We start from the raw sequence: 20103 nt of genomic DNA, 5'->3' as shown, positions 1-20103 counted from the left end.
ATGGCAAAAAGACAGGTATTTAATATCATATTTACATATCCAATTAACAAAGCACCGCTACAAACCAAAGATTCATAGCGGTGCCCGCAAATTAAATATTTATTAAGTTATGTTGTCGATCAGCTAACGGTTTCTCCTTGTAAAAGTCATAATATTTCTTATAAAAGAAACTCTTATTTGAAATGCCGACTGCTTCAATGATTTGACTGATAGGCAACGAGGTTGAGGTGATTAGAATATGTGCCTGGGTTAATTTCTTTTGAATAACAATTTCTGAGAATGGTTTGCCAACTTCTTTTTTAAACAGGTTACTCAAATAATTCTTATTATAACCATATTTTTTGGCTATTTTTTGCAACGTAATCGTTTTATAGTTTTTATCAATTTCATCAAGAACATCAACTACCAATTTGCGTCTTTTATTTTGCGGCTGCTGATCAGAAATTCGATAATCTCTAACTAAATTAGTTACTAAAATCTGCAAATAAGCTTTAATAATGGCATCTGAAAATTCCTTTTTTAAAAAATATTCCTCGATTATTTCATCCATGATTTGTGATATTTTGTTATTTTTAGCCGTCCGAAAAATTAAGTAATTTTGTTCTTCGTTGGCCTTAATTGGACTTTTTAATAAGAAATCATACAAAACACTCCGACTGCGGCGAAGATCTTTTAGAAAATCGATATTAATATTGCTGTTGCGAAATAAAATATTAATCAATAGATCATTTTCTCCTAAAGCTTCGATCGAGTGCTCTGCTCCCACATCCAGCAATAATAAATCACCACGATTTAAAATTAATGCTTTCCCATTAACAACCTGTTTTGCTTCCCCTTCAAGCATATAATTAATTTCCAAAAAAGTATGTGAATGTGTCGGATAAGGTGCAAAGCGATTATGCTTACTTATATAAATATCCTTGTTTTTAAAAAAATAATTATTAAGAACTTTCATTTTTTCCTTTTTTGACAGCTCTTTATTAATTGCATTTGGCGGCATTTCTTCTAAATAATGAAAATCTTCCCTTTGTTTCTTTTCAATTGAATTTAAAGTATACAACATATTTAAAACTCTTTGATTCATAGCCTTGCCCTCCAAAAGTGTAAGTGCTTCCACAATTAATATACCATAACTATTGGTGATTAGTTATTAATACTTTTAGAAACATTCCCTTTTTTAAAGCGGTTAACATTTAAAAAAGAATCAAAACTTAATCTTTTTAAAGATCGGAATTAATTTGAAATAATGGCAACTTTGCCAAGTAAATGATATCGTCACGTGATGCTGCTTCTCCTTCGGCTAAAATTGCGCATTTATTAACGACTTTCACGCCAGCTTGAACTAAGAGTTTTTCAGCTGCCGCCAGTGAACCACCAGTTGAAATAACATCATCAACCAGAACAACTCGCTTTCCCCGCAGCCTGGCAGCATCATTTCCATCTAAAACCAGCAATTGCTGTTTGGTTGTCGTAATTGAGGCAACTGATATTTTTAGTGGTGCTGTCATATATGGTTTTACGCTCTTGCGTAAGACAATAAATTGCGGATGTTGACTAATTTGGCTCAATTCCTCAGCTAAAGGAATCCCCTTGCTCTCTAATGTCACCAAGTAATCAAATGGTTCCCGTAATTTACCAGCTAATTTCTGAGCTGCATAGTGAGCTAACTCTGAATCCCCCAACAGCACAAAAGAAGCAATTGCAGTTGTTTTGTTGATTGGAATAATTGGTAAATTACGTCTAAGCTTGCCAATCACTAAGTCATACGTTTTTTGCATTTTTAATCCTCCAAACCCAGCAGCAAATCAATTCTCACCATCATGCTAACAATTACTTTAGTGTGTCTGTCAGCAATTGACTGTCAATAAGGTGAACAATTAATGATGTTATCCCTTAAAAAGTTCACTGATATCATTAATAATAGCTTACAGGATAAATCATTTCCACAATTTCTACTATAAATACGTATTTTAGCATTTAAATAGGCCTTAAAAAAAGCTCTCTAAATTAAGTTGGTTAAGCTTGAATTTAAAAGAGTTTTTTAATTAATAAGTCATATTACAAATTATTTTGTCAATCCACTGACAAATTCATCAAAGATCAATTGCATCTTTTCATCGGTTGCCACTAATACTTCTGGATGCCACTGAACAGCCAAAACTTGTTGGTTATCTTTACTTTCCAAACCTTCAATTACCCCATCACTAGCCACAGCTGTTACTTTCAACGAGTCGGCGACCTGACTAACTGCTTGATGGTGGTGACTGTTAATCAATCGCTGATCACCATACAAATCGTGCAGCCGACTATTAGCAGTAAATTTTGCATAATGAGTCGCTTCGGTTCGCGAGGCTGCTTGAAAATGTTTAATTAAAGGTTGCTTAGATCGTACCGGATACTCACTCTCAAGATCCTGATAAAGTTTTCCACCTAAAGCTACATTAATTATCTGCATTCCGCGGCAAATTCCTAAAAGCTTTTTGCCGGCAGTCAGTGCCTTTTTTACCAACGCAATCTCTAGTCGATCGCGCTGAATTTCACTAAAACCCATGTTGATATGTGGTTCTTCACCATAAAAAACTGGTAAAACATCGGGACCGCCAGTAAAGAAAAAGCCATCACAAATATTTACATAGTAATCTAAATCATTGATTGCTTCACTGGGAATCATAACTGGTGTTGCTCCCGCCTTAACAATTCCACGGACATCTGCTTCATTAATATAATAACGTCGTGTCCCATTAGCGGTAGTAATCCCACCCGGAATTCCTATAATCTTTTTTTTCTCCATTAAAAGTCATCATCCGTTCTTTTCAGAATTTATTTTCAATTAAAGTTGATAATACCAAGCTTTCACTGCTTAAACAAGTCATCTAACCCAAATATACAATAAGTTGCAGGAAAATTTTCAGTAAATTCTTTTTATCAAGACATTTTTTCAAAAAAATATTATTAGTTGACAGTTGTCGCTCAAACACTTATTCTTTAGGTATCATCAACTGTTTCGGAGGGAGTTGGCTTAACCCATGTGCGGCAAGCTACAGTTAATAATGTGTCAAACGTATTCATGTTGTGAAAAACACAGCATGCTTTTTGAAGTGCCAATCGTGGAGCAGCAGAACTCTAGCTACTAAAACTGTTTTAGTAGTCCATGGGTCTCCAGTCACGAACGGACTGGGGGCTTTTTTCATTCTTTTTGATGATAATAAGTAATTTTTAGAGGGGGGCAACTTTTATGAAAAAAAAGTTGTTAACATTAGTCGGGGCAGCTTTAACCAGTGTACTTATCTTAGCTGCTTGCGGCAAAAGTAATTCAGCAAATGGTTCTAAACAAGTATTAACCGCTGCAACTAACGCTGAAATGGCAACACTCAATAGTACTAAATACAGTGATACCACTAGTCTTGAAGCACTTGAAAACTCGTTTGAAGGTCTGTATCGTTTTAATGCTAAAAATAAACCAGTTTTAGCAGGTGCTTCCAGTGTCGCTGTCAGCAAAGATCAAAAAACATACACCTTTAAGCTGCGCAAAAATGCCAAATGGTCAAATGGCGATAGCGTCACAGCTGAAAACTATGTCTATGCTTGGCGTAAAATGGTTGATCCGGCAGCTGCTTCACCAAACTCACAACAATTTCAGCCAATCAAAAACGGCACCCAAATCGCTGCTGGAAAGTTACCAGCTAAAGACTTGGGAATTAAAGCACTGGGAAAATATAAATTGCAAGTTACTTTAGAAGCACCTATCAGTTATTTTTCAGAGTTACTGACTGGAGCACCATTTTATCCACAAGATCAAAAAGTTGTTAAAAAATATGGCAGCAGCTATGGGACCTCTTCAGCCAAAGCTGTCTATAATGGACCATTTGTTGTTAAAAATTGGACAGGAACTGATTTAAAATGGAATTATGTTAAAAATAATCATTATTGGGACAAAAAAGCCGTTAAACTTCAAAAGGTCAATGTTCAAGTTGTTAAGGATGCCGCAACAGCTGGCAACCTTTATAAAACCAATAAACTTGATTATGCGATGTTAACAACCGATTATATTAAGCAATATGAACATACTTCCGGTTATCATTCCAAACCGATTCCTTTGATCGGTTATATGTCCTTTAATGTACATCGTAAAACAACCGGCAATATTCATTTTCGTAAAGCAATTGCCATGGCTTTTAACAAAAAATCACTTGTCAACAATGTTTTGCATGTTGGTTCACCATTAAACGGAATCGTTCCTAAAAATTTTGCCTATAATTCCAAAACAGGTGATGACTATCGACAAGAAGCCGGTAATATGCTGACTTATAATCTTAAAGACGCTCGCAAGGAATGGGCGGAAGCTAAAAAGGAATTAGGTAAAGATAAGATCACCATCCAGTTGCTGACTTCTGATACTACTGATTCCAAACAAATCGGTGAATATCTCCAGAGTCAATTAGAAACTAATTTGCCTGGATTGTCAGTCAATTTACGGTCAATTCCGTTGAAATCACGTTTAGCTGCTACAAGTGCCTATGATTACGATATGGTTTATGGAACTTGGCAGCCAGATTTTGCCGATCCAGTCAACTTTATTAGTGATGGTGGGCAATATCATTTGGACGGTGATTACAATAACAGTAATTTCCGCAACTTGTTAAATGAAGCCGCCACAACTTACGCAACAAATCCAACAAAACGGTGGTCAGTCTTGATCCAAGCTGAAAAACAATTAATTCAAAAAGATGCCTTCACTGCTCCCGTTTATCAAGGTGGTATGTCGTATCTGTTAAAGAAGAAGGTTAAGGGATTACAAATTTCTCCTTATGGAACTGTCTTATTTTATCGGAATGCCAGTATCAAATAATTAAATTAGAATTCTCTCCCGATCGAACCAAAAATTTGATCGGGATTTTTTTCTGTTTTTTAAAAAATAATTAAAAAACCATTAAATTAATATTTACTTCTTAATAAAGATGGCTGATAATTAATTTAATTTTTATAATTGGAGGAATTGTTATGTCACTTGAAAATGTCCGTTCTTTTTTTAAACAATATCAGCTGGAAAACCGAATCCATGTCTTCGATGAGTCCACGGCAACCGTTGCTGAAGCTGCCGCTGTTCTGGAAGTCAAACCGGAACAAATTGCTAAAACACTCGCCTTCTCGCTGAAAGAACGGCCAATCGTAATTGTCACCGAAGGAACCGCTAAAATTTCCAATCCTAAATACAAAGCTGCCTTTAAACAGCGGGCACATATGGTTAAAGCAGATGAGCTAGAAGATTTAATCGGTCATCCGTTGGGTGGTGTCTGCCCTTTCGCTTTAAAACCAGCTGTGGATGTTTATCTAGATGAATCGCTTAAAAAACATGACGTTATTTATCCGGCTGCTGGGACAGCTAATGCAGCTGTTAAGTTAACGGTAGCAGAGTTGGAAAAGTATGCGCAACCGGTAGCATGGGTTTATGTTATCAAAGAATAATGTTTTCCAAATATAATTTGCTGAAACGTTTTTTTGCTAATTTAAAGATAAAAAAGAACTGAGATGTTTTAGATTAATGATCCAAAATACCCCAGCCTTTTTTGCGGAATTTTTAACTTGAACGTTTATATTGCAGCATTTGATAACCAATGCCAATATGAGTTTTAATATAATGAAACTTTCCGGTACATTCTATTTTTTTTCTTAAAGTGGCAATCGTTACTCTGAGCGAAGAATTATCTTCAAACATTTCTTCTCCCCACGCTTTTTTTAACAAATAATGATGCGTTAAAACACGTGAAGCATTTTGGGCTAATAAACACAGCACTTTATATTCAGTTGGTGTTAAATGCACTGCTTGATTTTTTATTAGCACCGTTTGCCTAGCATAATCAATTAATAAATCTCCATTATAATAATATTTTTGTGCCGGCACTTGTTCATTTTCCTGCTCATAACTGATTCTTCGCAAGGCTACCCTAATTCTGGCTAAAAGTTCTTCAACCGAAAATGGTTTAACCAAATAATCATCTGCTCCAGCATCAAGCGCACCAACCTTATCGCTATCTTCTTCACGCGCTGAAACAATAATAATGGGAATGCGACTGGTTTTACGAACTTTCTTTATAATGTCGACCCCATCAATATCAGGGAGCATTAAATCAAGCAATAAAAGTTCTGGTTTAAAAATACCCAAAAGACTAAAGGTCTCTCGACCATTAACCGCATGTTCATAATCATATTTTTCTGCCCGTAATGTTATTTCAATTAATCGTGCAATTTCCGGATCATCTTCCACAATCAAGACCCTATTTTTTTTCATACTTATCACCCCAAGCAGGTAAAGTAAAGTAAAAACATATACCCTTTTTTTCAAGATTTTTGGCCCAAATAGTCCCTCCAAAACTTTCAATAACTGATTTGCATAAAGACAAACCAATCCCTAGACCGCGTTGTGACTGCAGATCAGCTTGGCGTTCACCAGTGTAAAATAACTTAAACAAATTAGTCAGTTCCGGAACACTTAACTGCGGACCATCATTTGAGATCTCAAATTGAACTTGATTTTGATTCTTACGAAATGCTGTTATCCAAATATGACTGCCGTTTGGTGTATATTTAACAGCATTATTAACAATATTAATTACTACTTGAACTACTAATTTAGCATCTACTTGAACCATCAATAATTCATCCGGCAATTTAACTTGAATAGTGTGCTGATCCGCCCCAGGACTCAAGTGTTCAAGCGCTTCAGTTATAATTTCATCAACCAGCTCTGGGCTTTGTTTAATTTGCAGCTGACTTTCTAAATGCGTCATCGCCAATAAGTTTTCAACCAGATTTATCAACCAAGCTGCATCCTTGTAAATCGTATCGTATAAAGTCAATTGTTCTTCTCGCGAAATTAAATCAATCTGCCGTCGCAAAACATCAATGCTGCCTGAAATATTAGTTAACGGTGTTCGCAAATCATGTGATATCCCCCGCAATAGGTCAGTTCTTAATTTTTCTTGTTGGGCTTTAATCTCAGCTTGCCTTTTTGCTTTCAAAATTTGCATTCTTTCAAAGGCCTGCCCACACACATCCAATATAGAAATTATCAGATTGCGATCAAAAAACTCTACTTGTCTTTTATTCGGAATCACAAATGCAACCACTGCCATTACTTTGTTTGGAGTTGAACCAAAAACCGGCAAATACCAGCATTTTGAATTGGGCAAGGTAGTTGTTTTGGCCCCAGCTTCTTGACCATTTTTTAAAGTCCAAAAAGCAACTGCTTGTTCAGTGTTGCTAAAATATTCGGCTGCAATTGTTTCTTTACTGCCAAGTGCAAAAAGATATGGTTCAGTTAGCTTCCCGTGCTCCTGCTTATAAAAAATAATTGGGACCGGGTAAATTTTTTGCAGCTGTTTAGCAGCAATCGCGATAACCTCTGCGACTTTTTTGGTAGATTGTAATTGTTGGATCGTCGTTAGCAATGCCTCGGTACGATAAACACGCTGGGCATTTGAAACGGCCTGTTTTTTTATTTTCAGAGTCCATGAATTACTGATTATTGCCACAAAAAGCATTAAACCAAAGGTGATTACATATTGCGAACCAGCCTCTAAGGAAAAATACGGTTGAGTAAAGAAAAAATTAAAACACAAGACTGCCGCAATTGCTGCAAAGATTCCATACTTTTGTCCTTCAACCAAGATTGCACAAACCATCACCCCTAAAATGTAAATCAAGACAATGTTAATTAATTGCTTATCTAAATGAAATAAAATTTCACTAATTAAAGTATTGACGATTAAAACCGCAAAGATAATGATCCAAGATTTTATTACATTTTGATTGAAACTTTTCAATTTAAGTTTTGCAAATCTTTGTTTTATTTTTTGCTGATTTAAGCTGCTACCAGTGACCGGTTCATTAATGATATATTTATCGACCTCTGGCAATAACAGTCCCAGCTGAGTGACCAAATCGTTTTCGCGCCGCCGCAACCAGGTTTTAGGACTTGAACCTAGAATAATCTTGGTCACCTGGCTTACTTTGGCATACTCAGCAATCTGCACAGCTGGTTTTTCTCCCAGCAGCTTAACAATCTTAGCACCTAATTCATGTGCCAAATTCAAATTGAAATCCAAGTAATTTTTAGGATAATCCGGATTATCTTCTTTAACATAAACGGCTATCAATTCACAACTGAATGCCTCGGCCAACTGGGCAGCCGAGCGAATTACATGTGCACTGCTGTACGAACCGGAAACACAAACCAAAAATCTTTCAACGACTTGCTTACTGCCGGTTTGTAAACGCAAAGACATTTTTCTTAAGGCCAACTCACGCAAAGCAACTAAATTATTAGTCGTAAAAAAATTCGTAAGTGCCTGCTTGATCTGCTGTTTGGCATATATTTTTCCCTTTTTTAACCGCGTAATCAGCTCTTCCGGTTCAATATCGATCAATTGAAGCTGATTAGCTAAATCAAAAACATAATCCGGCACTCTTTCTTGGACATTAAGGTGCAAATGATCCGCTAAAATATTCTGCAGGCTCTCTAAATGCTGAACATTTAAAGTCGTATAAACATCAATTCCAGCGTTTAACAATTCCTGAATGTCTTGATAACGTTTCTCATGACGACTAGCCGGAGAATTAGTGTGAGCTAATTCATCAACCAAGATAATTTGCGGCTGTCGCTTCAAAGCGGCGTCTAAATCAAATTCTTTCAGCAAAATATTGTGATGCTGTTCTGTTTTAACTGGAATAACTTCCAAGTTTCCAATCAGATCTTCCGTCGCTGACCGGCCATGTCGTTCAATATAGCCGACAACAACGTCATATCCCTCCTGCCGCAGATCCTGTGCTTCCATTAACATCCTATAAGTTTTGCCCACACCAGCTGCATATCCAAAAAAGATCTTTAACTTGCCACGTTTATTCCCTGAATCATTATCTGCATCAGCTAATTTTAAATAATGCTCTACTTGCGCTTTAGATTTCATTAATAGAACCCCCAAAATCAGCTTTTCTACCTATTTATCAACTGCTTATCTTATCCAAAGCTAGATTAACTTCGAGAACATTTACTCGTGGCTCGCCTAATATACCGAAAGTTCTATTTTTAGTATAATTATTAATAATCTTCTGAACCGAAACCGGGCTGAGTTTCCTAGCTGCTGCGATCCGTTTTACTTGATACCGAGCCGCTTGCAAAGAAATCTCAGGATCCAACCCGCTGCCGGAATCGGTCAACAAATCAACCGGCACTGCTTGCTTAGCTGCCGGATTAAGCCGTTTGATTACTTGGTCGTTACTTTTTACCAGCGCTTGATATTTTCGACTGCTTGGGCTGAGCTGTGAAGCCGCTGAATACATGGTGTTATTTTCACCGCCAACCCCATTCAAATTCCCCAAAGTGATTGACATTTGACGTCCCCACAGATATTTTTTACTTGTAAACGGCTGAGCTATCAATGCTGAGCCTTTAATTGTTTTTTTCTCGCTAATCAAACTGCCGTTAGCCTTATTGGTAAAGAAAGTCTGACCTACCGCCGTAACAACTGCTGTATAAGCAATGCAAACAAGTGTAATTACCGCTAAAGCTAATAATGATTTAGTGAACATTTTTATCATTATTTTTCCTCCTCAACCTAAATCAATTGTAAAATCGGCGTGATAATCAAATCGATGACCTTAATGCCGATAAATGGAATTAAAATCCCGCCTAATCCATAAATTAAAAGGTTATGCCGTAGTAATTGGCTGGCCGCCACTTCCCGATAGCGAACTCCTTTCAAAGCCAATGGAATCAACGCTACAATAATCAGCGCATTAAAAATCAAAGCAGACAAAATTGCGCTGGTCGGGCTATACAAATGCATAATGTTAAGTACATTTAATTTGGGATATAAGCCAACAAACATTGCCGGGATAATTGCAAAATACTTTGCAATGTCATTAGCAATTGAAAAAGTGGTTAAACTGCCGCGAGTCATCAGCAATTGTTTGCCAATTCTGACGATTTCGATCAATTTAGTTGGTGACGAATCCAAATCAACCATATTTCCTGCCTCTTTAGCAGCCTGTGTGCCGGTATTCATAGCTACGGCAACATCGGCTTGAGCTAAAGCCGGAGCATCATTGGTGCCATCGCCCGTCATCGCTACTAAATGGCCTTGATCTTGATATTCGCGAATCGTTTTTAATTTGCTTTCCGGTGTGGCCTGTGCCAGAAAGCTGTCAACACCGGCCTCAGCTGCAATTGCTGCCGCTGTTATCGGGTTATCGCCAGTAATCATAATTGTTTTAATGCCCATTTTACGTAAATCGGAAAACTTTTCCTTAACACCTTTTTTTATAATATCTTTTAGATAGATCACTCCTAAAATAACGTTATTTCTGCAGACAACTAATGGAGTACCACCTTTTTGTGAAATACTTTTCACAACATTTTGACATTCTTGACTGGCCTGACCATGATTTGCAACGACATATTCTTGAATATTAGCAGCTGCACCTTTGCGAATTGCATCCCCGGCGTAATCAACCCCGCTCATTTTTGTTTGCGCAGAAAAAGGAATAAATTTCGTTTGATTTGCCGCCAGATTTTGCTCCCGCAGATCATATTTTTCTTTTGCCAAAATCACAATTGATCGGCCTTCAGGAGTTTCGTCTGCCAATGAAGCCAATTGAGCTGCAATTGCCAATTCTTTTTCAGAGTGCCCATCAACTGGAATAAACTCAGATGCACGGCGATTGCCCAACGTTATCGTTCCTGTTTTGTCCAACAACAATACATCAGTATCTCCCGCGGCTTCAATAGCCCTGCCGCTCATAGCTAAGACATTGGCTTGATTTAATCGACTCATCCCGGCAATTCCGATCGCCGACAGCAACGCACCAATTGTCGTCGGTGCTAAGCAAACCAATAAAGCAATTAACCACACAATTGACAGCGGATTGTGGATACCATTAATCCTGGAAGAAAGCACTGCATATGCATATAATGCAGCAACTACCAATACAAAAATGATCGATAGTGCAACTAAAAACAATTCCAAAGCAATTTCATTTGGAGTTTTTTTCCGATTAGCCCCTTCAACCATGCCGATCATTTTATCAAGGAAACTGTTTCCTGCTTCTTGGGTAACTTTAACTACAATTTTATCTGATAAAACGGTAGTTCCGCCGGTAACAGCTGAACGATCGCCGCCTGCCTCTCGAATTACCGGGGCCGATTCACCGGTAATCGCACTTTCGTCAACTGAAGCAGCTCCTGCTATTACTTCACCATCAGCAGCAATCGTCTCACCGGCTGCCACTAAAAACAGATCATTTTTCTTTAAATCAGCTCCATTAACCAATTCCGGTGTCAAATCAGTCGCACTGGTAACCTTTTTGGCCATCACTGCTTTTTTTGATTTTTTTAACTCAGCCGCCTGAGCTTTGCCACGGCCTTCCGCAATTGCTTCCGCAAAGTTGGCAAATAAACAAGTCAGCCACAAAATCAATGACACTACGATAATAAATCCGCTGCTGACAATTCCATCACCAATTCCAGTTAATGACAATCCGGATAAAATAGTTGTCATTATAGCCGACACATAAACTAAAAACATAACTGGGTTTTTAATTTGAGCCGATGGTTTTAATTTAATTAACATTTCTTTCAAAGCATCTTGAATCATCTTTTGATTAAATAACGAAGTATTTTTTTGTTCCATAATTAGCTCACTTCCTTAATGTTTTAAAAAATCAGCTATCGGTCCCAAGGCTAAAGCTGGGAAAAAGCTTAATACACCAATTATCAAAATTACGATAATCAACATAAAAACAAATGTTGGACTAGCAGTCGCTAAGGTTCCTGAACTGCTTGCAACTCTTTTTTGTTTTCCCATATTGCCTGCAATAGCCAGCATGGCAATAATCGGTAAAAATCGCGAAATAAGCATCGCAATTGCCAAAATAATATTTAATAAGGTGGTATTCCCGTTAAAGCCACCAAAGCTCGAACCATTATTAGCTCCGGCCGACGAAAAAGCGTATAAAAATTCTGAAAAACCATGCGCTCCAGTATTGCTTAAGCTACTCAAAGTTGATTTCAGCATAGCTGGAATCGAGCTGCTCAATAAAATAGCTACTGGCGTTGACAAACAGGCAATAACAGCCATGCGCATTTCGTAAGGTCCGATTTTCTTTCCCAGATATTCGGGGGTTCGGCCAACCATCAATCCGGCTATGAAAACTGTCAACAAGACAAAGCCCAGCATTCCATACAAACCTGAACCAACACCACCAAAAACTACTTCGCCTAACTGCATCAAAGCCATCGGCAGCAATCCTCCCAGAGCACTAAAACTGTCTAGCGAAGCATTCGTCGCTCCAGATGATGTTGCTGTTGTAATAATCGACCAAGTAGCTGATCCTGGGACACCAATCCGGGTTTCCTTGCCTTCCATTGCTAAATTACCTATATGACGCAAGGTGGTTCCATGTTGTTCCAAAATTCCTTCTGCAGCTATTGCTGCCACAAACAAAATTGCCATAGTTACAAAAATTGCCCAGCCCTCTTTACGTCGTTTAAGAACTTCACCAAAACTAAAGCAAAGTGCCATTGGTAATAGAAGCATTGATGTTGCTTCAACTAAATTTGAAAAAGGCGTTGGATTCTCGTACGGATGAGCCGAATTAGCACCTAAAACACCACCACCATTAGTTCCCAGCTGTTTAATTGCTACTTGAGAAGCTTGCGGGAATAAAGGTAATGCTTCCTTCGTTATTATCTTAGCTTTTTTAACCAAATGGTCCTTATCATCTGTTACCTGCTGCTTTTTTTCATTAATATGTGCTCCGTAAATCAACTTGTTTTGTTGATTTACGGCTACCGGTTCAATTAAGTTTACTGTTCGATAACCCTTAGTAGTTTGCGGGACTCCGCTAGCTAACAATAAACATGAAATCACTAAACTAAGCGGCAAAAGCAGATACAAAAAAATCTTAGTCAGATCACGCCAAAAGTTACCTATATGACTAGCTTGAGTCCGTTTAAAACCACGAATCACTGCAAATAAGACAGCAATTCCAACGGCTGCAGAAGCAAAATTCTGTACGGTTAAACCAATTGACTGTGAGAAATTCGATAGAGCTGTTTCACCAGCGTAAGCCTGCCAATCAGTATTGGTAACAAAGCTAATAGCTGTATTAAAAGCCAGCGGCCATGAAAGACCGGCAAAATGTTCTGGATTTCCCGGCAAGTAGTTTTGAAATTTCAAAATCAGCACTAAAATCAAAAAACTAACTAATGAGAACATCAAGACATTGTAACTATATGTCTTCCAGTTCATCTCTTTTTTGGAAATATGCAACCAGCGGTAAAACCGGGTTTCAATTGGTTCAACAATAATACTCATAAAATTGTGCTGCTCGTTAATCACCTTACCGATATATTTTCCTAATGGAATCGCCAGTAGTACTGGCACGATTATATATGGTAAATATTGCATCCAAACCGGCATTTAATTTTCCCCCTTAAACAAAACATAAATAAGATATACCAACAAAAAGACTGTTAAAATTGTTCCTAAAATTAATACCATGGTAATCACTTCCCGTTATTTTTGTTATTCGTTAGTCAGCATTTCGATCAAATTTTCCCAAAATTCTCTTGCTTCCAATGAAACACTGTCTGAAAATGCATAATCGATTTGTAAAATCTGTCGCTGATTAAAGTAGTAAATAATTTCAATATCGGGTAAAAACAAATCACCAGTTGTACTTTGAACTTTTCCAGATTTTTTCTGTTTAATTCTGACAATTAAATCCTTGACAACTTGACGGCGATCCTCTTTTTTGGAGACACCACTGATTAGATATTCTTCAAGCATATTTCTCACTCCCGGCGTTAATTTATATTCGTATCGTACGCTCTTCGCCGTTAAAACGGTGTTAAGGTTCCGACGCTGATGTTAAAACCGTGTTAAGAAACCCAAAATTGCCAAAAAAAAGCTGAAACAGTTGAATAAGTTCCTAAACTCACCCAATTGTTCCAGCAAAATATATATTAATTTTTGGCTTAGCTTTTATTTTTTAAATGAATCATACAAAAAAAGCCAAGTACAATTATTTAAAGATCGTACTTGGCTTTTTTGGAACTATTCAACTAGTTTTGGCTTAAGTAAGCCTGCTTATAACTATAATGTCCATTAACACTATCATAAACAACATCTTTCAAGTGCGAATTTACTAAATCGATGGTATTCATTTCATATAATGGTGTAATCGGCTGCTCACGACTCAGCACTTGACCGGCCTTAACCAAATCTGTCCAGCGGCGATCGACATTACCGGCATTTTTTTGGTTAGCGTTGGCGATCAAGCTATCATATTCAGTATTTGACCACCCCAAATGATTTTGTGTGCTATCAGAAGTAAACATCTGCAAAAATGTAATCGGATCAGCAAAGTCTGCAGTCCAGCCAATCAAGTCCAAATCAAAATCACCACTTGCTCGTCGGGCCAGCTTAACATTGACTGGCATTGTTTTAAGTTGCACTTTCAAGCCTTTAAGGTGCGTTTCTAATTGGCTTTGAATAAATTCAGCTGTTTTTTTAGTAATATCATCAGTTCCAATCATCAAAGTCACTGTCAGTTCTTTTTTGTTTAGCTGCTGCAACCCTTGCTTAAACAGTTGTTGAGCTAATTTAGGTTTGTAGTCAGTTGTATTTTTAACCTTGACTTCTTTAGTATAGTCAACTTTGGTTTGCGGATTTTTCACGAAATTACTTGGAACAATACTGTCAGCCGGTTTGGCATCATTTTGCAAAATATTATTAATCAGCTCATTGCGATCCAATGCCAACGAAATTGCTAAGCGGACATTCCGATTAGCTACTGGACTGGATTTGCGCACGTTATACTCCAAGTACTCAGTGCCGGCTAAATTTCGTTTGACAATGTTTTTGTTATGCTGCAATTGTTTGATTTGATCACCCGTGAGTGTTATCAAATCAAGTTTTTTAGTTTTGTACAAATTGTATGCAGTTGCCGGATCCTTAACTACTTGATATTTGATTGAACTCAATTTAACCTGCTTTTTATTCCAATACTGCGGATTTTTCTTTAACTGCCAAGTATCATTGGTTCCGTTCCAGCCAGTTAAAACAAATGGTCCATTATAAACTGTCTTAGCAGCACTGGTGCCATATTTGCTGCCATATTTTTCAGCGATTCGTTGATCAATCGGATATAAAGTTTCACGCGCTAAAATCTTCGTAAAATATGCTTGCGGCTGATTCAGCCAGATCCTTAAACGATACTTTCCGATTGCTTTCACACCAAGAGCAGTTGCTGCTTTTTTACCAGCAATAATCTGAGCCGCATTTTTGATATTAGTAAATAGGTAAGTATATTGACTGGCTGTCTTAGGATTCACTGCATGCTGCCAAGAATAGACAAAATCTTTAGCCGTTACCAGATCGCCATTACTCCATTTGGTATTTTTGCGGATATTTATCGTATATACCCGCTTATTCGCTGAAACATTTGTTTTGGTTGCTAATGCTTTGAGGGCATTACCATTTTTATCATATTGATATAAACCTTCGCCCACATTATCAATTTGATTAAATGATGTCCGATCAGTAATCTTAGCAACATCCAATGAAGTAATTGGGTAACTAGCAGCTAAATTAATTGTCTGTCGAGTTGCCTTGGTTGAACTTTTTTGTTTATTTTTAGCTAAACTTTGCCAGCTGATAATCCCGCCAATAACAACAATAGCAGCAATCAGCCATCCCAAATATTTCTTATACCTTTTCTGATTCACAATTACAAATTCCCCTCATTAATTTCTGCAAAAATTATTTTTCAATAATCACATCAGCCGGTTTAACATCGGAACTGAAGTAAGGTCTTAAATCACTGTTATAAGCCCTTTTAAAGAAACCTTGTTTATTAAGTTTGTTAATTTCATTATTTGTCCACTTTAGCAAAGACTTATTGCCCTTTTTAACTGCTGGCGCAATACTTGAGCTTTGTCCCAATTGCTTAATACCTACTTGGTAAGTTGGATGTGTCTTGGCCCAAGCATACAAATAAGTATTATCGTCTGCCAACGCTACTCCGCGTTTGTTCTTTAACGCGTTAAACTGCTGTGTTTTCGAATCAAATTTCAGCAATTTAACACTTTTTTGTTTTTGCGTGAAATAGGTTTCTGCAGTTGTTCCCTTGCTGACGATCACTGTTTTATTCTTCAATTGATCAGCACTGGTAATAAGGGCATTTTTCGGAGAAACAACTCCGACTGACACTTTCATATATGGATTAGCAAAATCAACAACTTGTTTACGATCACTGGTGACGGTAAAGTTAGCTAAAACTAAGTCAACTTTATTAGAAGATAAGGCGTCTACCCGACTGTCAGCATTAACTTGCACAAATTTAATTTTAACGCCTAAATCTTTGGCGATCCTGCGAGCCAAAGTAACATCATAGCCAACGCGTTTACCATCCTTATTGACCCAGCCATAAGGTTTTAAATCACCAAAAACAGCAACCTTGATCGTTCCACGTTTTTTGATAGCAGCTACAGAGCTGGTATTGTTAGAACTCGAGGCAGAACTTGATTTGCTTGACGAACCGCAAGCTGTCAAAGTTAGGGCAGCTGTAGCTAAAATAATTCCAGTTGTAATTAACTTTTTTAAACTGATTTTTTTCATAAGATCTCTCATTCCCCTTTTTAAAATTTCATACTCTCTAAAAATTCTCGTGCCCGTTTAGTCTGGGCATTAACAAAAAACTGTTTCCCGTCAGTTTCTTCCAGCACGTGACCATCATCTAAAAATAAAACTCGATCAGCAATTTGCTCTGCAAAATTCATTTCATGGGTAACGATAATCATCGTCATATTATCTTTTTCAGATAATTCCTTGATAATCTCCAATACACCGCGCACCATTTCCGGATCAAGCGAAGCAGTTACCTCATCGAATAACATCAATTCTGGATGCAACGCTAATGCTCTAACAATTGCAATTCGCTGCTTCTGCCCACCTGAAAGCTGTCGTGGATATGCAGCTGTATAATCTGTCAGGCCAATCCGCTGTAAAAGTGAAATAGCTTCTTGCTTTGCTTGGTCATGATTTTTCTTCTGTACTTTAGTCGGCCCCAGCAAAATATTATCTAAGACATTTAAATTAGGAAATAAATCATAACTTTGAAAAACCATACCGATTTTTTGCCGTAATCGTTGCCAATTTTTTTCAGTTGGTACCAACTTTTTACCAGCGAAGAATAAATTTCCGCTGCTAAAATGTTCCAACCCATTTAAACAACGAATTAGCGTACTCTTACCAGAACCAGATGGTCCTAATAAGGCCAAAACTTCTCCTTGCTTTATTGAAAAGTCAATATTAAACAGAACTTGCCGTTTATCATAAAATTTATTTAATTTTTCAATCCGCAAAATCTCTTTTGTCATCAGATTTCCCCCAATTAATGCTGCTTAGCTATATCTACCTTTTTTGCCAGCAATGATAGTGAATAATCGACTATAAAGTAAAAAAAGAAAATCACTCCATAAATCAAAAAGATTCCGTTTGGATGTGTTTGACCGTTGGCTTCAATAATTTGTTGCCCGATATTAATCACATCCATGACACTGATTAGCATTAATAAGGATGTTGTTTTAACAACCCGCGTAGCTAAATTGATCGTTGCCGGCAACTCTAAAGTTAAAGCTTGCGGCAATAATACGTAACGAAATAATTGCCAGTGATTTAATCCAATTGCCAAGCCTGATTCCCGCTGATGCTGCGGAACTGAAATCAAAGCTCCACGGACAATATCGCTGAATTCGGCTGCTACCCATAATGCAAAAACCAGCACTGCCACTTGATCAGCAGGTAAATTAAGGTTCAATTGGCGCGGTAAAATATAGTAAGCTAAAAATAACAAAACCACCGTTGGAATGATCCGGAAAAATTCCAAATAAAGACGCAAAACAATGCGTAACGGTCGATTCTTTAAAGTACGCAGCATGCCTAATATCGTTCCTAAAATAAGACCAATTATAAGCGACAGCAATGCAATCCAGATAGTCGTCCATAAACCGCCCAACAAACGTTGAAAATTATTGCCAGCAAATAAAATATTAGTTCCCAAATGACCCATAACGGACTCTCCTTTCAAGGATTGTCAAAATAATTGATAATGGAATCAAGATAATCGCATAAGCAATTACTAACATCAATAAATACTCATTGCTTCGATAATAAATTCCAATTAAATCCAAAGCGGTATTGGTTAATTCGGGGATAGCAATTACTGAAAAAATTGAAGTTTCCTTAATTAGGAAAATAACGTTTGCCGCCAAAGCGGGTACACTTAAAGAAAGACCTTGGGGAAAAACAACATAACGAGCTAACTGAAATTGATTCATTCCAATCGCTTTACCAGCATCAATTTGATTTGGTGCTATTCCAGCAAAGCCGCCCGAAAAAGCTTCTGCCATATAACTGCCACCAAGAAAAGTTAGTCCAACGAAGCCGCAAGTTTCAGCCGACATTTTCCAACCAATTACCGGGAACGCATAATACAAAAAGAATAACTGAATCAGCAACGGCGTATTGCGTGCTAATTCAACATAACCTGTAAAAACTTTTGAAATTACCGGCACCTTAAAGTACTGCACCAAACTGCAAAGGAGTCCCACAATCAGTGATCCTAAAATCCCGGTAAATGACATCCACAAAGTTAGCTTAAATCCAGCAACAAATTTAGGAATCGCTGCCTGAATAACAGTCAAATCCATAAAATTCTTCCTTTCTACTCCAAAAGTGATAGTTTTCTAAATAGCCACATATCAAGCACCCGCTGACCAGAACCATGCCATAATGCCAACCAGCGGCTAATTTTCTGTTGCCTTAAACGACACATATCATCAGCCCCCATTTTTTCCCAAATAAAAAAGCCCCCTGGCTATTAGCCACGAGGCGAATTTCGCGTTACCACTCGTTATTTAGCAACCTAGTCACCTAGCTGCTCTCTAGAAGTTTCATCCTAAAACTCCGATGCTGTAACAGGCATTCCTGTCTACTGCTTATTCATTAGAACTCACCGCAGAAATTACTAGTAAGACCATCTTCACCTGTTTGTTACTGACCTTTTTCAGCTATTCAGGACTCTCTGAAAGTAACATTAACAGGTTACTCATCTTTAATTAATTAATTTCTTAAAGTCTAATTCAAAAGTTAATTAATGTCAATTCAAATTTACATTTGAAAAGAAAGTAGTTAATAATTTTTTGCCTGATCCCTACATAAATTGTCCAGTATTTGATTACATACTGAGGTCAATATTTGATTATTAAAATGACTTTCAAGAAGCACGTTTCCTTAACTTAAAATAGTAACTTTCAATTATTATTCAAGTCGCTCACCAATGAATTTCTTAAAATCATAGAAAAGAGTATAAAGTAGTTTGTGTAAACGAATAAAAGTTATATCAAAAAGTGGACTTTTTCCTCTTATGATCGAATTGTCAAATCAAAGCGAGAAGATTTCCCGTAAAATAGAAATATTAAAAAATTTTTTGTCAATATTTAGAATCAGCCATAAAATACTTCTCATAAACAGACATAACTGTTTTACCCAGTAACCTCTTATGGATGACTTTATTAATTATGATAACTATCACAATGTCAGTATTATCATCTGATTAATCCTGAATATGGTAAATTCAAACTTTTCATCAGCTAATTATCAAGAAGAATTACGTTTTCTTATTCTTAAATACAACTTATTTACCATTGCGTCGTTACACAGTTCAAAAAGAAGCAGTTTATATTACCTTAAGAATTACAGTTGTTGGAATTAAAGAAATTCTTGATTTATTAATGAAAGTGCTAAAATCCTGTCGGAAATAGCAACTAATTTTATCTGCGAGAGCTTAAACAAATTCAATTAATTATTGTTGATGAATGGTCGGACTTCAACCAGCTTCATTCGGTAACTAATGAAGTTGAGGCTTATAAAATGCTTGCCAATTTTTATAGTACTTTGAGAAAAATTTACTCAATTATTATTAGCCCCATCAAGTAAATTCAAAAATTATTTTTAACTTTTCCAACCGCAATTCATCTAA

General features: G+C 37.0%; 16 protein-coding genes and 1 pseudogene. 3 read left to right on the top strand and 14 right to left on the bottom strand.

Annotated features, from left to right (window positions below; genetic code table 11):
* Positions 1-91: 91 nt before the first annotated feature.
* From FC89_RS07025 to FC89_RS07015, 3 genes are all read right to left on the bottom strand, one after another.
* Positions 92-1084, bottom strand: coding sequence for an AraC family transcriptional regulator (locus FC89_RS07025; protein ID WP_057871837.1), 993 nt, complete (start codon positions 1082-1084; stop codon positions 92-94).
* 136 nt (positions 1085-1220) lie between these two features.
* Positions 1221-1778: a phosphoribosyltransferase family protein gene (locus tag FC89_RS07020; RefSeq protein ID WP_057871836.1), complete on the bottom strand. Its 558-nt coding sequence runs from the start codon at positions 1776-1778 to the stop codon at positions 1221-1223.
* 287 nt (positions 1779-2065) lie between these two features.
* Positions 2066-2791 carry a gamma-glutamyl-gamma-aminobutyrate hydrolase family protein gene (locus FC89_RS07015; RefSeq protein ID WP_057871835.1) on the bottom strand — a complete coding sequence of 242 codons (726 nt, stop codon included), beginning with the start codon at positions 2789-2791 and terminating at the stop codon, positions 2066-2068.
* Between the two features lie 444 nt (positions 2792-3235).
* Here FC89_RS07015 and FC89_RS07010 point away from each other — a divergent pair, with 444 nt between their 5' ends.
* The gene (locus FC89_RS07010; RefSeq protein ID WP_057871834.1) at positions 3236-4849 is read left to right on the top strand and encodes a peptide ABC transporter substrate-binding protein; all 1614 of its coding nucleotides are present in this window, start codon (positions 3236-3238) and stop codon (positions 4847-4849) included.
* A 152-nt stretch (positions 4850-5001) separates the two neighbouring features.
* Positions 5002-5466: a YbaK/EbsC family protein gene (locus FC89_RS07005; protein ID WP_057871833.1), complete on the top strand. Its 465-nt coding sequence runs from the start codon at positions 5002-5004 to the stop codon at positions 5464-5466.
* 112 nt (positions 5467-5578) lie between these two features.
* On the opposite strand, the gene FC89_RS07000 is transcribed toward FC89_RS07005, so the two are convergent.
* The 11 genes from FC89_RS07000 to FC89_RS06950 form a co-directional block, all read right to left on the bottom strand.
* Positions 5579-6289 carry a response regulator transcription factor gene (locus FC89_RS07000; protein ID WP_057871832.1) on the bottom strand — a complete coding sequence of 237 codons (711 nt, stop codon included), beginning with the start codon at positions 6287-6289 and terminating at the stop codon, positions 5579-5581.
* A complete protein-coding gene (locus FC89_RS06995) occupies positions 6276-8966 on the bottom strand; it encodes a sensor histidine kinase (protein ID WP_057871831.1) in 2691 nt (896 codons plus the stop codon). The genes FC89_RS07000 and FC89_RS06995 overlap by 14 nt, the downstream gene beginning before the upstream one ends.
* Before the next feature lie 37 nt (positions 8967-9003).
* Entirely contained in the window at positions 9004-9597 is a 594-nt protein-coding gene (kdpC, locus tag FC89_RS06990; RefSeq protein WP_057871830.1) for a potassium-transporting ATPase subunit KdpC, read from the bottom strand.
* Between the two features lie 17 nt (positions 9598-9614).
* On the bottom strand, positions 9615-11687 hold the full coding sequence (gene kdpB / locus FC89_RS06985) for a potassium-transporting ATPase subunit KdpB (RefSeq protein WP_057871829.1): 2073 nt from the start codon (positions 11685-11687) through the stop codon (positions 9615-9617).
* 15 nt (positions 11688-11702) lie between these two features.
* The gene (gene kdpA, locus FC89_RS06980; protein ID WP_057871828.1) at positions 11703-13478 is read right to left on the bottom strand and encodes a potassium-transporting ATPase subunit KdpA; all 1776 of its coding nucleotides are present in this window, start codon (positions 13476-13478) and stop codon (positions 11703-11705) included.
* Positions 13479-13583: 105 nt separating this feature from the next.
* Positions 13584-13847 carry a hypothetical protein gene (locus FC89_RS06975; RefSeq protein ID WP_057871827.1) on the bottom strand — a complete coding sequence of 88 codons (264 nt, stop codon included), beginning with the start codon at positions 13845-13847 and terminating at the stop codon, positions 13584-13586.
* 275 nt (positions 13848-14122) lie between these two features.
* Positions 14123-15787 (bottom strand): peptide ABC transporter substrate-binding protein, encoded by a 1665-nt coding sequence (locus tag FC89_RS06970; protein WP_157060680.1) that lies wholly within the window; start codon positions 15785-15787, stop codon positions 14123-14125.
* A gap of 34 nt (positions 15788-15821) precedes the next feature.
* Complete coding sequence (locus FC89_RS06965) at positions 15822-16679, bottom strand: transporter substrate-binding domain-containing protein (protein WP_057871825.1); 858 nt, start codon at positions 16677-16679, stop codon at positions 15822-15824.
* Positions 16680-16699: 20 nt separating this feature from the next.
* Positions 16700-17440: an amino acid ABC transporter ATP-binding protein gene (locus FC89_RS06960; RefSeq protein WP_057871824.1), complete on the bottom strand. Its 741-nt coding sequence runs from the start codon at positions 17438-17440 to the stop codon at positions 16700-16702.
* Positions 17441-17454: 14 nt separating this feature from the next.
* Entirely contained in the window at positions 17455-18132 is a 678-nt protein-coding gene (locus FC89_RS06955; protein WP_057871823.1) for an amino acid ABC transporter permease, read from the bottom strand.
* A complete protein-coding gene (locus FC89_RS06950; protein WP_057871822.1) occupies positions 18113-18772 on the bottom strand; it encodes an amino acid ABC transporter permease in 660 nt (219 codons plus the stop codon). Before FC89_RS06950 ends, FC89_RS06955 begins: the two co-directional genes overlap by 20 nt.
* A gap of 924 nt (positions 18773-19696) precedes the next feature.
* On the opposite strand from FC89_RS06950, the pseudogene FC89_RS12850 reads away from it, so the two are divergent.
* A pseudogene (locus FC89_RS12850) lies at positions 19697-19849 on the top strand (transposase); the annotation flags it as partial.
* Positions 19850-20103: the final 254 nt, after the last annotated feature.

The organism is Liquorilactobacillus ghanensis DSM 18630 (assembly GCF_001435235.1).
GTDB lineage: Bacteria > Bacillota > Bacilli > Lactobacillales > Lactobacillaceae > Liquorilactobacillus > Liquorilactobacillus ghanensis.
This window is presented reverse-complemented; position numbering and strand designations above follow the sequence as displayed.

Coding starts and splice junctions, on each gene's coding strand:
- FC89_RS07025 (WP_057871837.1), bottom strand. CDS start 1,084: ATGAATCAAAGAGTTTTAAATATGTTGTATACTTTAAATTCAATTGAA.
- FC89_RS07020 (WP_057871836.1), bottom strand. CDS start 1,778: ATGCAAAAAACGTATGACTTAGTGATTGGCAAGCTTAGACGTAATTTA.
- FC89_RS07015 (WP_057871835.1), bottom strand. CDS start 2,791: ATGGAGAAAAAAAAGATTATAGGAATTCCGGGTGGGATTACTACCGCT.
- FC89_RS07010 (WP_057871834.1), top strand. CDS start 3,236: ATGAAAAAAAAGTTGTTAACATTAGTCGGGGCAGCTTTAACCAGTGTA.
- FC89_RS07005 (WP_057871833.1), top strand. CDS start 5,002: ATGTCACTTGAAAATGTCCGTTCTTTTTTTAAACAATATCAGCTGGAA.
- FC89_RS07000 (WP_057871832.1), bottom strand. CDS start 6,289: ATGAAAAAAAATAGGGTCTTGATTGTGGAAGATGATCCGGAAATTGCA.
- FC89_RS06995 (WP_057871831.1), bottom strand. CDS start 8,966: ATGAAATCTAAAGCGCAAGTAGAGCATTATTTAAAATTAGCTGATGCA.
- kdpC (WP_057871830.1), bottom strand. CDS start 9,597: ATGATAAAAATGTTCACTAAATCATTATTAGCTTTAGCGGTAATTACA.
- kdpB (WP_057871829.1), bottom strand. CDS start 11,687: ATGGAACAAAAAAATACTTCGTTATTTAATCAAAAGATGATTCAAGAT.
- kdpA (WP_057871828.1), bottom strand. CDS start 13,478: ATGCCGGTTTGGATGCAATATTTACCATATATAATCGTGCCAGTACTA.
- FC89_RS06975 (WP_057871827.1), bottom strand. CDS start 13,847: ATGCTTGAAGAATATCTAATCAGTGGTGTCTCCAAAAAAGAGGATCGC.
- FC89_RS06965 (WP_057871825.1), bottom strand. CDS start 16,679: ATGAAAAAAATCAGTTTAAAAAAGTTAATTACAACTGGAATTATTTTA.
- FC89_RS06960 (WP_057871824.1), bottom strand. CDS start 17,440: ATGACAAAAGAGATTTTGCGGATTGAAAAATTAAATAAATTTTATGAT.
- FC89_RS06955 (WP_057871823.1), bottom strand. CDS start 18,132: ATGGGTCATTTGGGAACTAATATTTTATTTGCTGGCAATAATTTTCAA.
- FC89_RS06950 (WP_057871822.1), bottom strand. CDS start 18,772: ATGGATTTGACTGTTATTCAGGCAGCGATTCCTAAATTTGTTGCTGGA.